The 17,105-nt window shown below is 47.2% G+C and carries 14 protein-coding genes; 7 read left to right on the top strand and 7 right to left on the bottom strand.

Annotated features, from left to right (window positions below; translation table 11 throughout):
* Positions 1 to 11: 11 nt before the first annotated feature.
* From BO53_RS0107580 to BO53_RS0107560, 5 genes are all read right to left on the bottom strand, one after another.
* A complete protein-coding gene (locus BO53_RS0107580) occupies positions 12 to 833 on the bottom strand; it encodes a carbohydrate ABC transporter permease (protein WP_031547019.1) in 822 nt (273 codons plus the stop codon).
* Complete coding sequence (locus BO53_RS0107575; RefSeq protein WP_031547017.1) at positions 833 to 1,699, bottom strand: carbohydrate ABC transporter permease; 867 nt, start codon at positions 1,697 to 1,699, stop codon at positions 833 to 835. The genes BO53_RS0107580 and BO53_RS0107575 overlap by 1 nt, the downstream gene beginning before the upstream one ends.
* Before the next feature lie 60 nt (positions 1,700 to 1,759).
* The gene (locus BO53_RS0107570) at positions 1,760 to 3,064 is read right to left on the bottom strand and encodes an ABC transporter substrate-binding protein (RefSeq protein WP_031547016.1); all 1,305 of its coding nucleotides are present in this window, start codon (positions 3,062 to 3,064) and stop codon (positions 1,760 to 1,762) included.
* Positions 3,065 to 3,272: 208 nt separating this feature from the next.
* Positions 3,273 to 4,304: a GTPase domain-containing protein gene (locus tag BO53_RS0107565; RefSeq protein ID WP_031547015.1), complete on the bottom strand. Its 1,032-nt coding sequence runs from the start codon at positions 4,302 to 4,304 to the stop codon at positions 3,273 to 3,275.
* 14 nt (positions 4,305 to 4,318) lie between these two features.
* Positions 4,319 to 5,161, bottom strand: coding sequence for a DUF368 domain-containing protein (locus tag BO53_RS0107560; RefSeq protein ID WP_031547014.1), 843 nt, complete (start codon positions 5,159 to 5,161; stop codon positions 4,319 to 4,321).
* A 147-nt stretch (positions 5,162 to 5,308) separates the two neighbouring features.
* Here BO53_RS0107560 and BO53_RS0107555 point away from each other — a divergent pair, with 147 nt between their 5' ends.
* The 3 genes from BO53_RS0107555 (at position 5,309) to serA (ending at position 9,231) form a co-directional block, all read left to right on the top strand.
* Positions 5,309 to 6,385, top strand: coding sequence for an AAA family ATPase (locus BO53_RS0107555; protein ID WP_031547012.1), 1,077 nt, complete (start codon positions 5,309 to 5,311; stop codon positions 6,383 to 6,385).
* A gap of 112 nt (positions 6,386 to 6,497) precedes the next feature.
* Complete coding sequence (locus BO53_RS0107550; RefSeq protein ID WP_425414485.1) at positions 6,498 to 7,652, top strand: pyridoxal-phosphate-dependent aminotransferase family protein; 1,155 nt, start codon at positions 6,498 to 6,500, stop codon at positions 7,650 to 7,652.
* Positions 7,639 to 9,231, top strand: a complete 1,593-nt coding sequence (serA, locus tag BO53_RS0107545; protein ID WP_031547008.1) for a phosphoglycerate dehydrogenase — start codon at positions 7,639 to 7,641, stop codon at positions 9,229 to 9,231. The genes BO53_RS0107550 and serA overlap by 14 nt, the downstream gene beginning before the upstream one ends.
* 28 nt (positions 9,232 to 9,259) lie before the next feature.
* Here the strand turns inward: serA and BO53_RS0107540 are convergent, their stop codons facing one another.
* The gene (locus BO53_RS0107540) at positions 9,260 to 10,369 is read right to left on the bottom strand and encodes an HAD family hydrolase (RefSeq protein ID WP_051683065.1); all 1,110 of its coding nucleotides are present in this window, start codon (positions 10,367 to 10,369) and stop codon (positions 9,260 to 9,262) included.
* Between the two features lie 374 nt (positions 10,370 to 10,743).
* Here BO53_RS0107540 and BO53_RS0107535 point away from each other — a divergent pair, with 374 nt between their 5' ends.
* Entirely contained in the window at positions 10,744 to 12,411 is a 1,668-nt protein-coding gene (locus tag BO53_RS0107535) for a Na/Pi cotransporter family protein (protein WP_031547006.1), read from the top strand.
* A 40-nt stretch (positions 12,412 to 12,451) separates the two neighbouring features.
* Here BO53_RS0107535 and BO53_RS0107530 read toward each other — a convergent pair whose 3' ends face one another.
* Complete coding sequence (locus BO53_RS0107530) at positions 12,452 to 13,666, bottom strand: NAD(P)/FAD-dependent oxidoreductase (protein WP_051683056.1); 1,215 nt, start codon at positions 13,664 to 13,666, stop codon at positions 12,452 to 12,454.
* 84 nt (positions 13,667 to 13,750) lie between these two features.
* Here BO53_RS0107530 and BO53_RS0107525 point away from each other — a divergent pair, with 84 nt between their 5' ends.
* From BO53_RS0107525 to BO53_RS0107515, 3 genes are read left to right on the top strand one after another with little or no spacing between them, the layout of a single operon-like run.
* Complete coding sequence (locus tag BO53_RS0107525) at positions 13,751 to 14,710, top strand: AAA family ATPase (RefSeq protein ID WP_031547004.1); 960 nt, start codon at positions 13,751 to 13,753, stop codon at positions 14,708 to 14,710.
* Positions 14,700 to 15,908 (top strand): DUF58 domain-containing protein, encoded by a 1,209-nt coding sequence (locus tag BO53_RS0107520; protein ID WP_031547003.1) that lies wholly within the window; start codon positions 14,700 to 14,702, stop codon positions 15,906 to 15,908. Before BO53_RS0107525 ends, BO53_RS0107520 begins: the two co-directional genes overlap by 11 nt.
* Positions 15,886 to 17,094, top strand: a complete 1,209-nt coding sequence (locus BO53_RS0107515) for a DUF4129 domain-containing protein (protein ID WP_156956115.1) — start codon at positions 15,886 to 15,888, stop codon at positions 17,092 to 17,094. Before BO53_RS0107520 ends, BO53_RS0107515 begins: the two co-directional genes overlap by 23 nt.
* Positions 17,095 to 17,105 lie beyond the last annotated feature (11 nt).

Genomic DNA, 17,105 nt, shown 5'->3' with positions numbered 1-17,105 from the left:
AATCCTCCTACTTACTTCACAGCACCGTCCGATACTCCTTTGATGATGTGCTTCTGAGCAATGAAGTAGCCGATTATGACCGGTATGATGGAAATCGTCAGGCCGGCCAGCGCCAAAGTCCACTGCTTCGTATACTGTCCAAAGAACAGGAACAGCTTAAGCGGAATCGTTTCATCCCCCTGGCCAAGCACCAGGCTTGGAAGCAGGAAGTCATTCCAGATCCAGATGACATTCAGGATCGCCACCGTCACACCAATCGGTCTAAGAAGCGGGAAAATGACATGCCAAAAAGTCTGCCACTTCGTTGCACCGTCAATTTTTGCCGCCTCATCCAAAGAGAGCGGTATATTCTTCAGCGCGCCATGGTAGAGGAAAAGCGAGAGACCGGAACCAAAGCCGATGTACATGAATATCAGTCCCCATTTGTTGAGGCTTTGAAGCTCACTGAATATCTTGACCAGCGGAATCATTACAGACTGGAACGGTATGAGCATCGAGGCAACGAACAGGAAGAATATCAGTCCGCTGACCTTGCTCTTGTTCCTGGATAGTGCATATGCAGCCATTGCTGAAAAGAATACTATGCACACGATGCTCAGCGACGTGATCAGGAAGGAGTTGAAGAATGTCCTGAGAAAGTCGAGTTCCTGAAAAGCCTGTACAAAGTTCCCGAAGATGGGTTCCTGCGGTGGTGCGAGCGTATTTTCAAACATTTCCCGCTTCGTCTTGAATGCATTGACCAGCATGATGTAGAAGGGGGACAGCCATAGAAGTGCGAGCAGAATGCCGACGATTTCCAGAACGATGCGACCGGTCGTCTTTTTCTTCTTCATTACAGCTCCACCTCTTTTTTCTTATTATAGTAGACTTGCGTCAAACTTAAAATTGCCACGATGATGAAGAAGATGACCGCCTTGGCCTGGGCCATTCCCATCGTATTCATCGCAAACGCCGTATCAACGATGTCCATGGCAATCATTTTCGTAGTGCCACCAGGTCCGCCGCCTGTAAGAGAGAGGTTCTGATCATAGATTTTGAATGCACCGGACAATGTCAGGAACATGCTTACCGTGAATGCCGGTGCGACGAGCGGCATCACTACATTCTTCAATTTCTGGAAGTAGCTTGCCCCGTCCATATCCGCCGCCTCGAGAAGTTCGTCGGGGATGCTCTGCAGATATGCAATGTAGATGATCATGATGTAGCCGGCCATCTGCCATACGTGCAGAATGACCAGTCCCCAGAAGCCAGTCGCAGGGGTTGCGAGCCATCCCTGCAGCATTTCAACACCCATGGCTTCTCCAAGGGCATTGAAGATGTTCGTAAAGACGAACTGCCAGATGAAACCGAGGATCAGCCCGCCGATCAGGTTCGGCATGAAGAAGATCGTTCTGAGCAGGTTCTTTGATTTTATATAGCTCGTTACAATCAGTGCCAGTGAAAAACCAACGACATTTATGATGATCACGGTCACGATTGCATATTTAAAAGTGAACCAGAGCGCACTCAGGAATGTCGGGTCGGACATCAGGCTCTTGTAGTTATCAAATCCTGTAAACACCGGTGTCTGTGCCATGTCGCCCGACCATTCTGTAAGGGAATAGTAGATTCCCCAGATGAAAGGAACGACCACGACAATCAGAAGTGCCGCCAGAACCGGGGCAATGAACACCCAGTACATGATATTTTTGGTTTTCATATTAACACCTCTTTGTAAGAAATAATGGAGCAATATAAGATTGCTCCATTATGATTTCATTTATCTATTCTCTTCCCAGTATGCTTTGGAGTTCTCTACCACTTCTTCCCATGTGATGTCACCGGAAATGTACTGCTGAACATTATCACCGAATGTCTCTTCAGAGAACCCGGTAGGATATCCAAGGAATACCCATCCACTTGTATTGCCCTCTTCGGAGTACTCATAGATCTCCTGGGACAATGGATCTGAAATCTGGCTTGTGTCGTAGTCCTTATATGCCGGAATGAAGTTGAAGTCGTTCAGTACAGCTTCCTTGCCCGCATCGGATGTGTACATCCAGTCAAGGAAGTCGACAGAGGCCTGCTGCACAGCATCATCCGCTCCGGAGTTCACTACCCAATACTGCGGCACGCCTACAGGCATTTTAGCCTCGCCGCCTACAGGAATAGGGATGATGCCGGAGTTCTCAGCCACTTCAGGTGCAATCTGTTCAATGGAAGGGTAAGCCCAGTTTCCCTGCTGGATCATGGCCACCTTCTCCATGGAATAGAGGGCTTCGACCTGTTGTGAATAGTCGAGGCTCAATACAGGCTGCTCGGAATAGTTCACCTGCATGTCGATGTAGTTTTTCAGTTCTTCCGAGAGTTCAAATTCAACCGTGTCGGATTCAAATGCTTCGATAACGCTGTCATTGAATTCAGGCGCGAGGAATGAACTGCTGGAGTGGTTTCCATATACCCATCTCTCTTTGCCCGGGAAGGCGAAGACAGCGTCCAGTCCAAGTTCTTCCTTCATACCGTCAAGTGTATCGACTGCTGCCTGCAGATCTTCCATCGTCGTCAGCTCATCAGGGTTGATGCCAGCCTCTTCAAAGATCCCCTTGTTGTAGATCAGTCCGTAGCCTTCGAGGTTGTAAGGGACACCGTAAACCTGGTCTTCCACTGTAACTGCATCAAGCGTACCTTCCAGCGCTGCGTCGACAGCTGCGGAATCTTCGATTGGTGCGATACGGTCCTTATGGTCTTCATAGTCCTGAGGTCCGCCGATATTGAAGATATCCGGTTCGTTGCCAGATGCAATCTTCGACTTCAATGTGGCACCGTAGTCGTTTCCGCCACCGACCGTTTCAACGTTGACTGTCACATTCGGATTCTCTTCTTCATATTGTGCCACGAGGGATTCGAACTGCTCCTTGAATTCCACTTTGAACTGATAAAGGTCAATCGTTACTGATTCGCCATCGCCGCTGCCCTCTTCGCCGTCCCCTGAAACTGAACCGCCAGCATCTCCACTGTTCCCACAGGCTCCCAGCATGAGAAGCAGGGCGAGAAGAAAGGCATAACTCCACTTCGATCTCTTCATTTTTCATCCTCCTTGTATGTAAGCGTTATCAATCGCTTGTACTTTTATTCTATATTCAGAATTCTTTTAAGTCAACAACTTTTTGCAAACGATTGCATAAATTATTCCTTTACAGCTAAAGGCTTTTGAAAAAATAATACTGCCCCTTCATGCAAACGATTGTCCCCAGCAAAAAACAGCACCCCGGCGATTACCGAAGTGCTGTGGTCTAGCGGTGATGTTTGATGACCTCGCGGGCAAAGTCGTTCATATCACCGACGTATTCAAATGTTCCCTTCAGTACGGGATAAATATTTTTTATGCTGATTTCACCCAGGGAGGATGCAATGAACGTTACAACATTCAACTTCCGCATTTTAAAGACCGCTCCGAAGAGCGTTGCCAAGTGGTTGATGTAGTCCGCCGGCTTCTTCGTGTCCTTTTCCGTGTTTTTGACACGATTGATATAATCGGCGGCCCTCGGAATTTCCTGGCCGATTTCCACGCCATCCTCGGCTGTAACATGATAGTGCGATTCCGTCATCTCTTCTATAGACCTGTAGGCCCGGCTGAGGATGATGTCCTTGAAGCCCGGTGACAGCAGTTTGGTCGCCAGCCCATTCATCTTCCGGGACAGGAACCTCTCGAGATACTGGGCACTATGGACCCTCTGATCAAACTGGTCGTCCTTTTCCCTGAATATATCATCCAGCTTCCCTCTCAGTTCATCGATTCCTGCATCGTCCTTCACACTGGCAAAATGATAGTATAACGGCTGGTCGAGCTGTTTCTTGAAGGTCACGTGGAGCTCCGTATCCTTGTCGTTCATCAGCGTCTTCTGCGCCCGCTCCCCGGAGACATCTACCAGCGTGTCGCTTTTGTTGTATACGAAAGTGACATGGATACCCCTTTTGGCAAGATATCGGATGACCGCTTCGTCCGCATCCCGTATCTTTGAGGAGAATACGTACAAAACATGCCTGATGCCCGTCTTGGCTATCAGCTTCCTGTACTGCTTCGGAGAATATTCTGTTGTTCCGACACCTGGAAAATCGAGGATCTTCCCCCGTCTTCCGTAGGGATGCTCCGTAATTGTGCGTGTGGCGTCAGTCTGTGTGGAGATGAAAGAATCAGCATCCGCCAAGCGGTTCACCAGGGCACTTTTGCCCGCATCCACCTGCCCAAGCACAGCAACGCGATAATCGATCGTCGATTCTATATATTCATGGTAGGCCATGACCAATGGATGGCTCTGTTCCATATCCTCACCTCGATTCAGATTGTACCTTCATTGTCAGCACCCATGTACCAGCTGATTGCAAAGCCCAGTATGGCCGCCAGTGCTGTCACTGCCCAGGACAGTACCGTGTCCGGAAGGCCCGGATAGATGGCAAAGACGGAGCCGATGACGAGCCCCAATATCAGCGCGTAGGTCAGATACGTAAAGTGCCTGAGCATATACTGGATGATCCGGCTGGCGACAAGCAGTCCGAGGAGGATGCCGGAGCCGGCGGCAATCAGAATCGGAAGAACCCCAAGATTGAAGCTGGTCAGCTCACTCACCGCATAGATGACGATGGAATAGGAGCCCAGAATCAAAAGAACAAGGGAGCCCGATATCCCCGGCAGCAGCATCGTTGTTGAAGCAAGTATGCCACTGATGAACATTTTGACGAGAAGCGGGAAAGTAATCGCAACGTCATTGATTGCCTGCTCCTCCCCCCTGCTTATACCCATAACAAGAAGCAAAGCCACCGCCATGAACAAAATGATGTAGTGGCCGGCCCTGAACTCGACTTTATAATTCGAAATTCTGAGCATCATCGGGACGACACCGAGTACCAATCCGATGAAGAACCAGTGTGTCGGCACTGTATGATTCCGCAGCAGATAGTCTATCAGGTTCGATAATGTAAGGATTGCAATTCCCATTCCGATGACCAGCGGCAGCAGGAACAGAATCGCCTTCCTATAGTGCTTTGACACGATTTTGCTGATGGCCCCGAGAAACTGATCATAGATTCCAAGCAGCAGGGCCATCGTTCCGCTGCTGACCCCTGGAATCAGCTCGCAGATGCCCATGAGAAAACCTTTAAATATATTTACCCATTTAACCATTTATTGTATCCCTCAACTTTTAATTTTTACCATCTGATTGTAGCATACCTTTGCATAGTAGTTGTCAAAGAGCATGTATATTGATTTGATAAACCGCTTTTATACTGATATAACTGTCTTAATACCATTTGGTTAGGAGCTGTCACAGTGAGAGATCTAGGAATTTATTTCGGTACCTTCGCCCCGTGTCATGTAGGGCACTTTGAACAGATCATCCGTGCAAAACGGGAGAACAGGCATGCCTTTGTGATTGTCAGCGGATACCAGGGCGACCGGGGCGACACCTACGGGATGACACTCGACAACCGGGTCAAATCCATGCGTCGGCTGCTTGGTCCTGATGACAACGTCACCATACTCAAGCTCGATGAAACGCATATTCCGAGATATCCGCATGGCTGGGGGCCCTGGCTCAAAATGCTTGCAGACACCATCCTCGAAGAAAAGGATTCGCTGCCCTTTCCCGTCGAGAGTATGACCTATTATGTCGGAGAGGAGGAGTATATCAAACCGCTCAAGGACTTCTTTTCTGATGAGTGGCCCCACATCGATGCATCCATTACGATGGTCGACCGCAAAATACTCGGAATCAGCGGCACAAGCATCAGGGAAGAACCCATACTGAACTGGGATTACGTCATGCGGACCTTCAGGAAGTTCTTTGTCCAGAATGTACTCATCATCGGAGCCCCGGGGACAGGCCGCACTTCGATGGTACAGGATCTGGCAAGACGCTATTCCACAAGCTACTCCGTGGAGTACGCAAAAACATACTGCCGTGAACATCGGATTGCGGACGATGAACTCGATGTAAAGGACTTTCATGCAATCGGCATCGGACAGTTTGAGAATAACAGGCGCCATATCCACTCCCCCGGTACGCGCAAAGTTTTCTTTGCGGACACCGACGTCATGACTACAAAAGTCAATATGAAGCGATACGCCGATGGAGAGGAATTCAACCGCCTGAAATCCGTCTTCGACTACTATATCCACCTCCAGAACTGGTCACTCATCCTGGTGCTGCCTCCGGAATCACCGAAAGGCGAGGGGGCCAAAAACCTCGATTCCAAAAATGAAATCCATGAAATGCTCATGGAAGAACTGGAAATGCATGACCTTCTCTCGATCACACATATTCTGGATGGCGAGTCCTATGGAAACAGGTACCAGGAAGCGCATAGGCTGGTGGATGAAATTTTGAAAGAGGGCAAGGATAATTGATGAAAACGTTTTAACGGATAATATTACACTCTTAAGTATATTTGCCCGCTTATGATTATGGAAAATACAGAAAACTTTGATATTATAGTGTACATCTATTCTATGGAGGCAGATATATATGGAACCAAACTTGCTACTCACACCCGGTCCGACGCCCATTCCCCCTCAAGTAACGCGTGCAATGTCAGATGGTATGATTGGACACCGCTCTTCCGATTTCACTGCACTTATGGAAAATGTGCAGTCCAACATAAAGACACTATTCGGCACAGATGATCCTGTCGCCGTCCTTACATCAAGCGGTACAAGTGCCCTGGAGGCAGCAATGGTCAATCTGGTGCAGCCCGATGAATCCATTGCAGTCATCGTCAGCGGCGCATTCGGCGACCGCTTTAAAAATATTGCACAGACATATCCATTCGATGTCCATGTTTTTGAAGTGCCATGGGGCGAAGGGGTGGACCTGGAAATTTTCAAGAAGTTCCTTGACGATAAAGAAAATATCAGAGCTGTATTCTCACAGGCCTGTGAAACATCAACAGCCGTAGTCCATCCAATTCATTCCTTAGGGGAACTGGTCAAGAACTACAATAAGGACACGCTGTTCATCGTCGATGGTGTAAGTGCAGTCGGCGGCATGAAGTTCGATATGTCCGCAGATGCCATCGACTGCCTGGTGACGGGCAGCCAGAAGGCACTGATGCTGCCGCCGGGAATCGCTTTCGTCGCCATGAATCATATGGCGCGTGAGCGTGCTTCCCAAAACCAACTGTCCAGATTCTATCTGGATATCAACAGATACTTTAAATCCCTTGAGGAGAACTCCACGCCCTTCACCCCTGCCGTTTCGCTGATACAAGGATTGGCACAGGTTCTGAAGCTGTATAAGGAGGAAGGTGTGGAGCAGATATATGAGCGCCACCTCAAGATGCGCAATATGCTGAGGGCTGGACTTAAGGCACTGGATTTCGAACTCCTCGTAGAGGAAACCCATGCCTCTCCGACTGTCACCGCCTTCAAGTCCGATGAAGCAGAGCTTTCCCATATCAAGGATGCCCTGAAAAAATCACACGGGATCACAATTGCAGGAGGCCAGAAGCAGCTTAAAGGAAAAATCTTGCGCATCGGTCATATGGGCTACATGTTCCCGAAGGACATGCTGACCGTCCTATCTGCACTTGAGGCCATCACAAGTGACTATCGCGGGAAAAAATACTATGGCAGAGCATTGACTGCTGCCCAGGAGGCATATTATGAATCAATATAAGGTACTCGTACTGGATCCAATCAGTGAAGACGGTATTAAGGAACTGCTCGATCACCCCAATTATGAAGTGGATATCAACACGGGACTCTCTGAAGCTGAAATCTTGGAGATAGTCCATGACTACCATGCCCTCATCGTCAGAAGCCAGACAACCATCACTGAAGAAATCATCCAATATGCAAGATCCCTGAAGGTAATCGCCCGGGCTGGGGTCGGCGTAGACAATATTGATATCGGTGCCGCCACAAAATACGGGGTCATCGTCATCAATGCACCCGATGGCAACACAATATCCGCGACCGAGCATACAATGGCAATGATGCTTGCCCTTACGCGGGAGATTCCGGCAGCACACAAGGAACTTTCAGAAGGCACCTGGAACCGCAAGGCATATAAAGGGACAGAAATGTATGGCAAGACACTTGGCATCATCGGGGTCGGAAAAATTGGTTTCGGCGTCGCCCGGCGTGCCCAGAGCTTCGGCATGAAAATCGTTGCCTTCGATCCCTACCTCTCAGAGGATAAGGCCAAGGAAGCAGACATAGAAAAGATGGAAGTTGAGGATATTGCAAAACACGCGGACTTCGTCACTGTGCATACACCCCTGACCCCGCAGACCAAAGGAATTGTAGGCAGGGAATTCTTTAAGCTGGCAAAACCGGAACTTAAGATCATCAATGTGGCAAGGGGCGGCATCATCGACGAAGAAGCGCTGCTTGACGCACTTGATGAGGGTCAGATAGATGGCGCGGCCCTCGATGTGTTTGAAGAGGAGCCTCCGACCAACCAGAAGCTTCTCGGTCACCCCCGCATTGTAGTGACGCCGCACCTTGGAGCCTCTACTGTTGAAGCGCAGGAAAAGGTGGCGCTCAGTGTTTCCCGGGAAATAATCGATATTCTTGAGAACGATACAATCGTCCACGCAGTGAACGCACCGAGGATGAGCCAGAACATCAATGAGGAACTCAAACCATTCATAAATATATCCAGCCACATGGGTGAAGTTGCGATACAGTTGATGAATCGGCCTCCTATGGAAATCAAACTGAAATACCACGGCGACCTTGCATTGGATGACACGAGCATTCTGACACGGTCATTCGTTGCAAATATGCTGAAGCCCCACCTCGGTGAAAACGTCAATATCATCAATGCACTCTATCTGCTCCAGGAACAGGATGTCACGTACAAGGTGGAGAAGAAGGGGCAGACGCACGGCTACAGCAATTATCTCGAAGCGGAACTGGTCAATGACGACGAAACGTTGACGATTGGCGCGAGTGTCCTGAACGGCTATGGAGAACGCATTGTGAAGATAAACGGCTTCCAGGTGGATATCAAACCGACGAGGCATCTCCTCTTCATCAATCATCTCGACCGTCCGGGCATCATAGGTGAAATGGGATATACTTTAGGAAGGTATAGTATTAATATCGCCAGCATGCAGCTTGGCCGGAAAGACGAAGGTGGTGCTGCACTATTGTCTCTGAGACTTGATCAAAGTGTAGGTGACGAAGCAATCGAAGAACTCAGAAAAATCGACGGCTTCCACAGGGTGAAGCAAGTCGATCTATCCTGAGAAGAGCACTGAATGCAAAAACCATCACTCAAGAGTGATGGTTTTTTAGTATGATTTCTTCCACTCCAAGAACAGAATCAACCATATGGTCGACACCCAAAGCTTCAAAGTTTGGAATGATCGCCCGTCCGGTGAGGCCGGTCAATGTAGCAATAAAGTCTGACCCGATCGCTTCAGCACAATAGTAGTCAGCCACCGAATCCCCCACGATGAAAATCTTATCATCAGAGAGGTTCCTTTGATTCACAGCATCCTCAAAATGTGTTTCATCATGCTCGTACAGACTCCATAAGTAACTGTATGGATGGGGCTTGGCAAGAGATCCCTCCGCCTGCTCCGTCGCCTCTGCGGCAAGCACTTCCGACGCGGTGGATATCCTGTTGTCACGGAATAGGTCCATAAGACGTTCCTGATGGAAGGGAATGAGCGTCTCCTGCCTCGGACGCCCTGTTGCCACACCGATTTCTACCCCTGCATCAAGCAGACGCTTCAGCATGCCCCTGATGTCTTCGGGAGCCACAATCCATTCTTCATCATTGATGAATCCAGGTTTGTCCGGTTCCTCCGCCTCAATGCCTGTGGAAGTTTTTACATCCTTGCTGCCAAGATACCATTCCTGATATTTATACTGGCCCGTTGCCCAAATTGCTCCCGACATCTCAAAAGCGGACGCGTCCGTTAAGTCCAGCTTCTCCCTGGCATATGCCATGAGTGCGTCATAGATTGAATCTTTCGTATAGATGTCACCTTTGAGGAAATCGACAACTTTGCTGTAATCCGCCTTCTGGGTGTCCATCATTCTGCCGACTTCCTGGATATCGGCAATATCCACATTTTCAAAATTGACCTGCGCATCTTTCATCAGCTCTATATAGAGGATTGAAAATGTTACAAAAAGCATATCCCAGTTGGAATTCAACCCCATCTGCTTGAACCGGTCAAGCACCTCGTCATTACTGAACACCTCAGCCCTTATATCCTTAATTTCCTGATCGCTGTAGTCCGTACGGAACTGATATGTATTCAGATTCAAATATCTTGGACTATAGAGCATCTCATGCACCGCCAGTGCAGATACATCAAAGCACCTTTCTTCACTTAAAAAAACACCATCCACATCAAATAGTACGACCGTCACACTGTTGTCCTCCCTGTTCATAATCGGTTTTTATAAGCTCCAGTTTCTCATACCAGCCGTTAATTGTCGATATTCATTTTGATAATTAGAAATTTTACAAATTCACTCTTCTACAGAAAGGTAATATTATACCATATTAATCGTTATACACTGCGAGTCGCGTGGTTTAAACCGCTTTCACTTAGGGAACAACGAATCATATGAGAAAACGCTTTTACGCCAAATATAACATTTTAACCCGGGTTAATTTTTTTATTCTGATGCATTTTCATATGTTTCATCCTATAATGTAAGTCGTAATATGAATGGTAAATATTACGTTAAAATCATTAATATAATGTTAAGGTACGTTGTACCTGGGTGGAGGAATATTTATGGAACTCAGTCCGATGGAAGTCATCTTTCTATTTCTCGGAGGACTTGGTATTTTTCTTTATGGTATCAAACAGATGGGGGACGGCCTGCAAGCTTCCGCAGGAGACCGGTTGCGTGAGATTCTGAACCGGATGACCTCAAACCCGATTAAAGGGATCATTGCTGGTATTGTCGTTACAATACTGCTGCAGACCAGTACAGGAACGACAGTACTGACTATTGGCCTTGTTTCTGCAGGTTTCATGACACTGCGTCAATCCATCGGTGTCATCATGGGTGCCAACATAGGTACCACAGTCACTGCCTTCATCATCGGACTGAAGATTGGCGACTATGCACTGCCGATTCTGGCTCTTGGGGCATTCCTCATATTCTTTTTGAAGAACAGCCCAAAATCCTATAATATCGGTCGAATACTCTTCGGTTTTGGTGCCCTGTTCTATGGACTTGACCTGATGGGTCAGGGTATGAAGCCATTGGCGGATTACCAATGGTTTACAAATCTAATGCTGGACATGTCTTCCAACTCTCTTCTTGGAGTTACTGTCGGTACAGTACTTACAGTCATAGTCCAGAGTTCGAGTGCTACCATCGGCATCCTCCAGAGTCTTTATAGTAACGGACTCCTGGACCTTAGCGCCGGTTTACCATTACTGCTCGGGGATAATATAGGAACAACAATTACTGCTGTCCTTGCAGCGCTTGTAGGTTCCATCGCAGCCAAAAGGGCAGCTGCCGTCCATGTCATTTTCAACGTGATTGGTGCAACGATCTTCATGATCATCATGCCACTTTTCGTTAACTTCATTTCATATCTGCAATCTGCAATGGATCTCAACCCGGAAATGACGATTGCTTTTGCACACGGTTTCTTTAATATCACAAATACACTCATCCACTTGCCGTTCATTGCCGCCTTGGCATGGATTGTAACCCGTATAGTCCCAGGAAGAGACTTCTCTGAAGACTATAAACCAAACCATCTGGATCCTCATCTTCTTAAGCGCTCGCCTGGCCTTGCCTTGCAGGGTGCCCAAAAAGAAGTGAAGAACCTTGGCAACCTTACACTCAGCATTCTGGATGATACGAAAGAGTACAGCGAAACGAACAACCCTAAACTATATAAACAGATCAAGGAGAAAGTGAATGTCGTCGATACGCTCCAGGATAGCCTGCGGTCATATATCATCGACGCATCAAAGTATGATATTTCTCCGGAAGACGCGGAAAGACAGTCAACCTTGCTTGAAGTGACGCGCATCTTCTATAAGGTAAGTGGACAGATCAATGAATATGCCGACCTGTTCAATAAGAAGCACCGCGAGAACATCGAACTTTCCGAACCAGCCCAGGAAGGCCTTGAAGACCTGTTCAACCATGTATATAAATCCTTCAGGAAGTCGATAGAGTCTCTTGATATATACAACCCGCAAGATCTGGAAGAGGTCATCAGACTCAGCCAGAAATCATACAAGATAGAAAACAAACTTAGAAAACAGCATGTCAAGCGCCTGAACAAAGGCATCTGCTCCACAGATGGTGGACTGCTTTATGTAGACCTCATCAGTACTTTGGAGCGCATCGGCTACAACGCAAGAAACATCTCAGAAACGAACCTGAGTGATGAAGTCGATGACCTTGCTGAAGATTTTACAATCTATGAATAACACAGAAAGCTGGATCAGCCAATGGCTGTTCCAGCTTTTTCTATACTTTCCCTTTTAATAATGCATTCCAGTACATGATCGGCAGCATATTTTTCTTGAACTGGTAGAACAGCCATTTGTCATCCGCCTGGTTAAGGAAGGTCGTCTCCTTAGGGATGTTGTCGTATCCGAATTCTGCAAGAATCAGATGTCCATATTCAGTCGCTATCGGACAAGCGGTTTTCCCATCATACTCATGTGAAGGTGTCTTGTCATCCATACGCTCCAGAAGGTTTTTAACGAGGATTGGCATCTGTTCCTTTACCGCACTGCCCATTTTGACCGTCGGCAGGCTCGAGGCATCACCCAGTGAAAAGACTGTAGTATAGGTGTTGTGCATCATCGTGTGGGGGTCTACACTTACCCATCCTTCCGGATTCAGAAGACCGGAATCTTCAAGTACCGAAGGGCCGCTCATTGGAGGGGTGATAACGAGCATCTCAAAAGGCACAACATGACGCTCCCCCGTGTCAAGGTTTTCAAATACAGCTTCCTTATGCTCTCCTCTAACCTCAACAAGCTCTTCCTTCATCTTGTAGTCTATGTTCTTTTCCTCCAGCCTCTCCACAATCTTATCGCTGTACTTCTTCACTTTGAATACCTGATCCCGTCCGCTGCGGAACACTATATTGACATCACGGTCATGATCTTTTACGTATTCATCCATTGTAAATACCGAATTTTCGGCGGAAACGCCACCCTTTATCCTGGACTGTGGCTTGGTGATTACAATGTTCCCCTCTCTGACATTCTGCAGGGTCTCATACGTATAATTGACATGTTCATATATATAGTTTGTACATACTCCGTTTTTTCCAAGCGACTCTCTCGCACCCTTTATTGCATCATAGTTCAGTTCTATGCCAAGTGCCACCACCAGGAAATCATATTCGATGGTATGTTTGCCCGCTGTCACTTCACGTTTGACGGGATCCACCTGCTCCACCGCTTCCTGAAGCCATTTAGCACCTTTTGGCATGACCTTATCCATGGATTTTTTTGTAGACTCGAGCTTCATCTCCCCGCTGCCGACCAGCGGCCAGCCCGGCTGGAAGTAATGGTGTACAGTGGGATCTATAATCAGTACATCGTTTTCCAGACTCTTGTCCTCACTCAGAATACGGCTTGCTGTGGAAATACCGGCAGTGCCTCCACCCAATATGACCAGTCGATAATGCTTTTTCATTCTTTCGACACCTCCATTTTTAAGTATCATTCCCCTTTCCCCCTTCATTTATTCAAGAAATGACTGGCAAATCTTTCCTGTTTTTTATACTATGTAATAAAGGAGGGTAATAATTTGAATATTGAGACACATTTGACAAACTTCAAACAAGAAATAGGAAAAGTGATTGTCGGCCAGGATGAAGTGCTCGACCTTCTATTCATCAGCATACTTCAGAAAGGACATGTATTGTTCGAGAGTGTTCCCGGAACGGGCAAGACATCATTATCCAAAGCGTTGGCAAAGACAATTGATGGCTCCTTCAGTAGAATCCAGTTCACACCAGATCTGCTTCCAACCGATATTACGGGATTAAACATCTACAGTCCGAAAACCCATGAGTTTGAATTGCAGATGGGGCCAATAGCTACCAATGTCCTGCTGGCAGACGAGATCAACAGGGCTACCCCCCGTACTCAATCCGCCCTCCTCGAAGTCATGGAAGAGCGACAAGTGACGATCGATGGCCAGAAAATAGAAATCGACGATCCATTCATTGTAATAGCCACGCAGAACCCGATTGAATCCACTCAGGGGACCTTCAGTCTTCCGGAGGCCCAGATGGACCGATTTCTGATGCGGATAGATCTCGGATATCCTTCACGGGAAGAAGAACTGAATATGATGGCATTGTATAATGGCCACTATCCCACTGAAGAAATCCACACTGTATTCAGCAAGGAAATGATTACCGATTTACAATCCCGGTGCTCGGCCATTACTGTGAACCACTCCACTATGGAGTACATGCTTGATATGATCCACCTCACGAGGCAGCACCCCCATGTGGATATTGGTGTATCGCCACGCGGTACACTCGCCCTGATGCATGCTGCGCAAGGAGTTGCACTGATTCAAGATAGGGATTATGTAACGCCGGAGGACGTGAAATATATCGCTCCATACATATTGGGCCACCGTATTGTTTTAAGCATTGAGGGCCTGACCCTTTCGGATCAGAAAACTGTCATACGAGAAATCATTGAGGGGACAGAAGTGCCAGTCGAATATGGAGTTCCAAGAAATGAATTATAAGGTTGATTATCAGCCTTCCAATGCGATGACATTTTTCATCGGGGCTGTCGCCATCCTTTTTGTATTGGACGTTTTCTATGGTATGCAGCTGAACCGGTGGATGACTTTATCCCTTGGCCTCTTCATGTCTTTTTTCCTGCTCAATCTCATCTATGAAAAAATGGTGCCTGATAAGATCACAGTCTCCATTTTGGAAAGGGATATACGTTTGTTCAATAATCAGGAGGGAACACTCCGGCTCAGAATTCATAATGAGGGATGGCTGCCTGTTCTGAATGGTTCGATTATCCTGGTTGCAGGTGATGACATTGAATTCTTCAACGATACATCATTAAAAATAAGACACCAGACCGAAACCCGTGCCGTGTTTACGGTCATGGCGAAAAGTGATATCACCATAGAGATCCCTTTCAGGGCCAGGAAGCGCGGAATAGTCAAAGTAATGGATACAAGAATCGAAGTGCCTAAAATATTTGGTTTTGATTCACTCAAGCTTACACAAAAAGGCAGGTTCCTTCATGAAATCCTGGTCTACCCTGGACAGCTCGACATACCACCTTTCGATATGAGAAGTAAAACCTTGCAGGGGCTCTTCATACAGAAACGGGCCCTGTATAATGATCCAATGCTCACCATTGGAACAAGAAGCTACCAGCAGACGGACAGCATGAAGGACATACACTGGAAAGCGAGCGCCAAGGCCGGGGGACTCCAGACACGCATCTATGAAAAAACGACCCATGTCTCCTGGCTGATTGCCATTAATCTTCGATCGGAAAAGACTTATGCCCCTCCTTCCAATATCGAAGAGAATATTGAAAAGATTGCGTATCTCACCCGCATGGCAAGTGAAGCATCCATCCCCTATAGTCTGTTTACGAATCTGTCCACCTTCGATTCCCGCACATTTCTCAAGTTGGAAGAAGGGACCGGGAAACTGCATTACAGAAAAACATTGGAGACACTCGCACGGATAGATGCATTATCCTATACATTGAGTTTCGACCGCCTGTTGAAACATATCCATACTCATGAGGCCCTCCCCTCCCATTTGCTCTTTACAGGCAGAACAGATCCGGCGATTGAAGATATGCTCAAGTCCTTCCGGGCCCGGGGCGTCGAAATATTCCAGATGGATGAAGACGATGTGCAACCGTATGCTTTTCCGATAAGGAGTGACGATGATGAGCCGAGCTAATTATTATTTTTCTTTCTTCCATAGCTACACAACCAATATGTTCCTCCTTTACTTCATCATATTCTTTCTGAATATCCATAACGGAAAACAGCCACTTCTACTGCCTTATATGATGGTCGTCCTGGGCGTTTTGACAGCTGGCTGGATCATCGTCCATTATTTCAGACTGCGATATATATACATTATACTGCCATTTGTTCTGGTCACTGCCACAATGCTTGGTTTCCACTGGTTATCGGCACTGGCTCTGAGCTTTGTCCCGATTCTGCGCTTCGAATATCTTTATGACGATATTGAAGATACGTTGGCAGCGCCTTCCATCATCATTACATTCCTGCTCCTCTTAGGCGTCAATATTTTGGGAAGCGGAGCCGATTCCTCCTTCCAGACAGAATACCACCTATTGTTCATCAGCCAGGTCCTGTTCTATTTCATCGGTCGGATAGTGCTTCTGCTGCTTGGAAGTCCGTATGTCCACAGGGGAAAATTCACTGTATTCCTTTCACTCTCAGGAATTTTTATAACGCTTGGCGTTATCCTCGCTATCGCTTATAGATACGCTGTTTTTTCCCTTAAGTATATCGTCATCGTATTGCTGGGTGGCATGGTCCAAATACTGAAGCCCTTTTTTGCATTCCTGGAAGATGTCGAGTTTGAACCGCCCCAGCTACCGGACAGTGAGAGGCCGGATCAGACAGAAGGGGAGGAGAGCGCTGAAATGGTCCAGGCAGAATCCACAGCTTCACAAATACCGGTCGATACAATCATGTCACTCATGCTCCTGTTGATAATCGGTATCGGTATTTACTATTTCTATAGAAAAAGAGAGGCCCCGGCTGGACAAAAGACAGAAAAAAATGAGAAGGAGGGAATGGCGATTGCTCATTCCTCCGTAAAGAAGTATTATGGAAAACCTGAAGTACCAAAAAATAAGGTAAGAAAGTTATATTACGGTTTTGAAAAATGGCTGGCTTCAAAGGGGCTGGGAAGATACAGGAATGAAACCATCGAAGAGTGGATCCGTCGATGTCGTCTGGAAGAGATTGTCGATTCCGACAAACTCGAGATATACCGCAGGACAAGGTATATGGATCAGGAAACTTCAGATGCTGATTACCAGAAGTATAAGTACGCAATAGATCATATGAAACAGGTAATTATGCAACACATGAAAAAACAGGAGTGAGACCGGGGTCT

The sequence above is a fragment of the Salinicoccus luteus DSM 17002 genome (assembly GCF_000712035.1).
Taxonomy (GTDB): domain Bacteria; phylum Bacillota; class Bacilli; order Staphylococcales; family Salinicoccaceae; genus Salinicoccus; species Salinicoccus luteus.
This window is presented reverse-complemented; position numbering and strand designations above follow the sequence as displayed.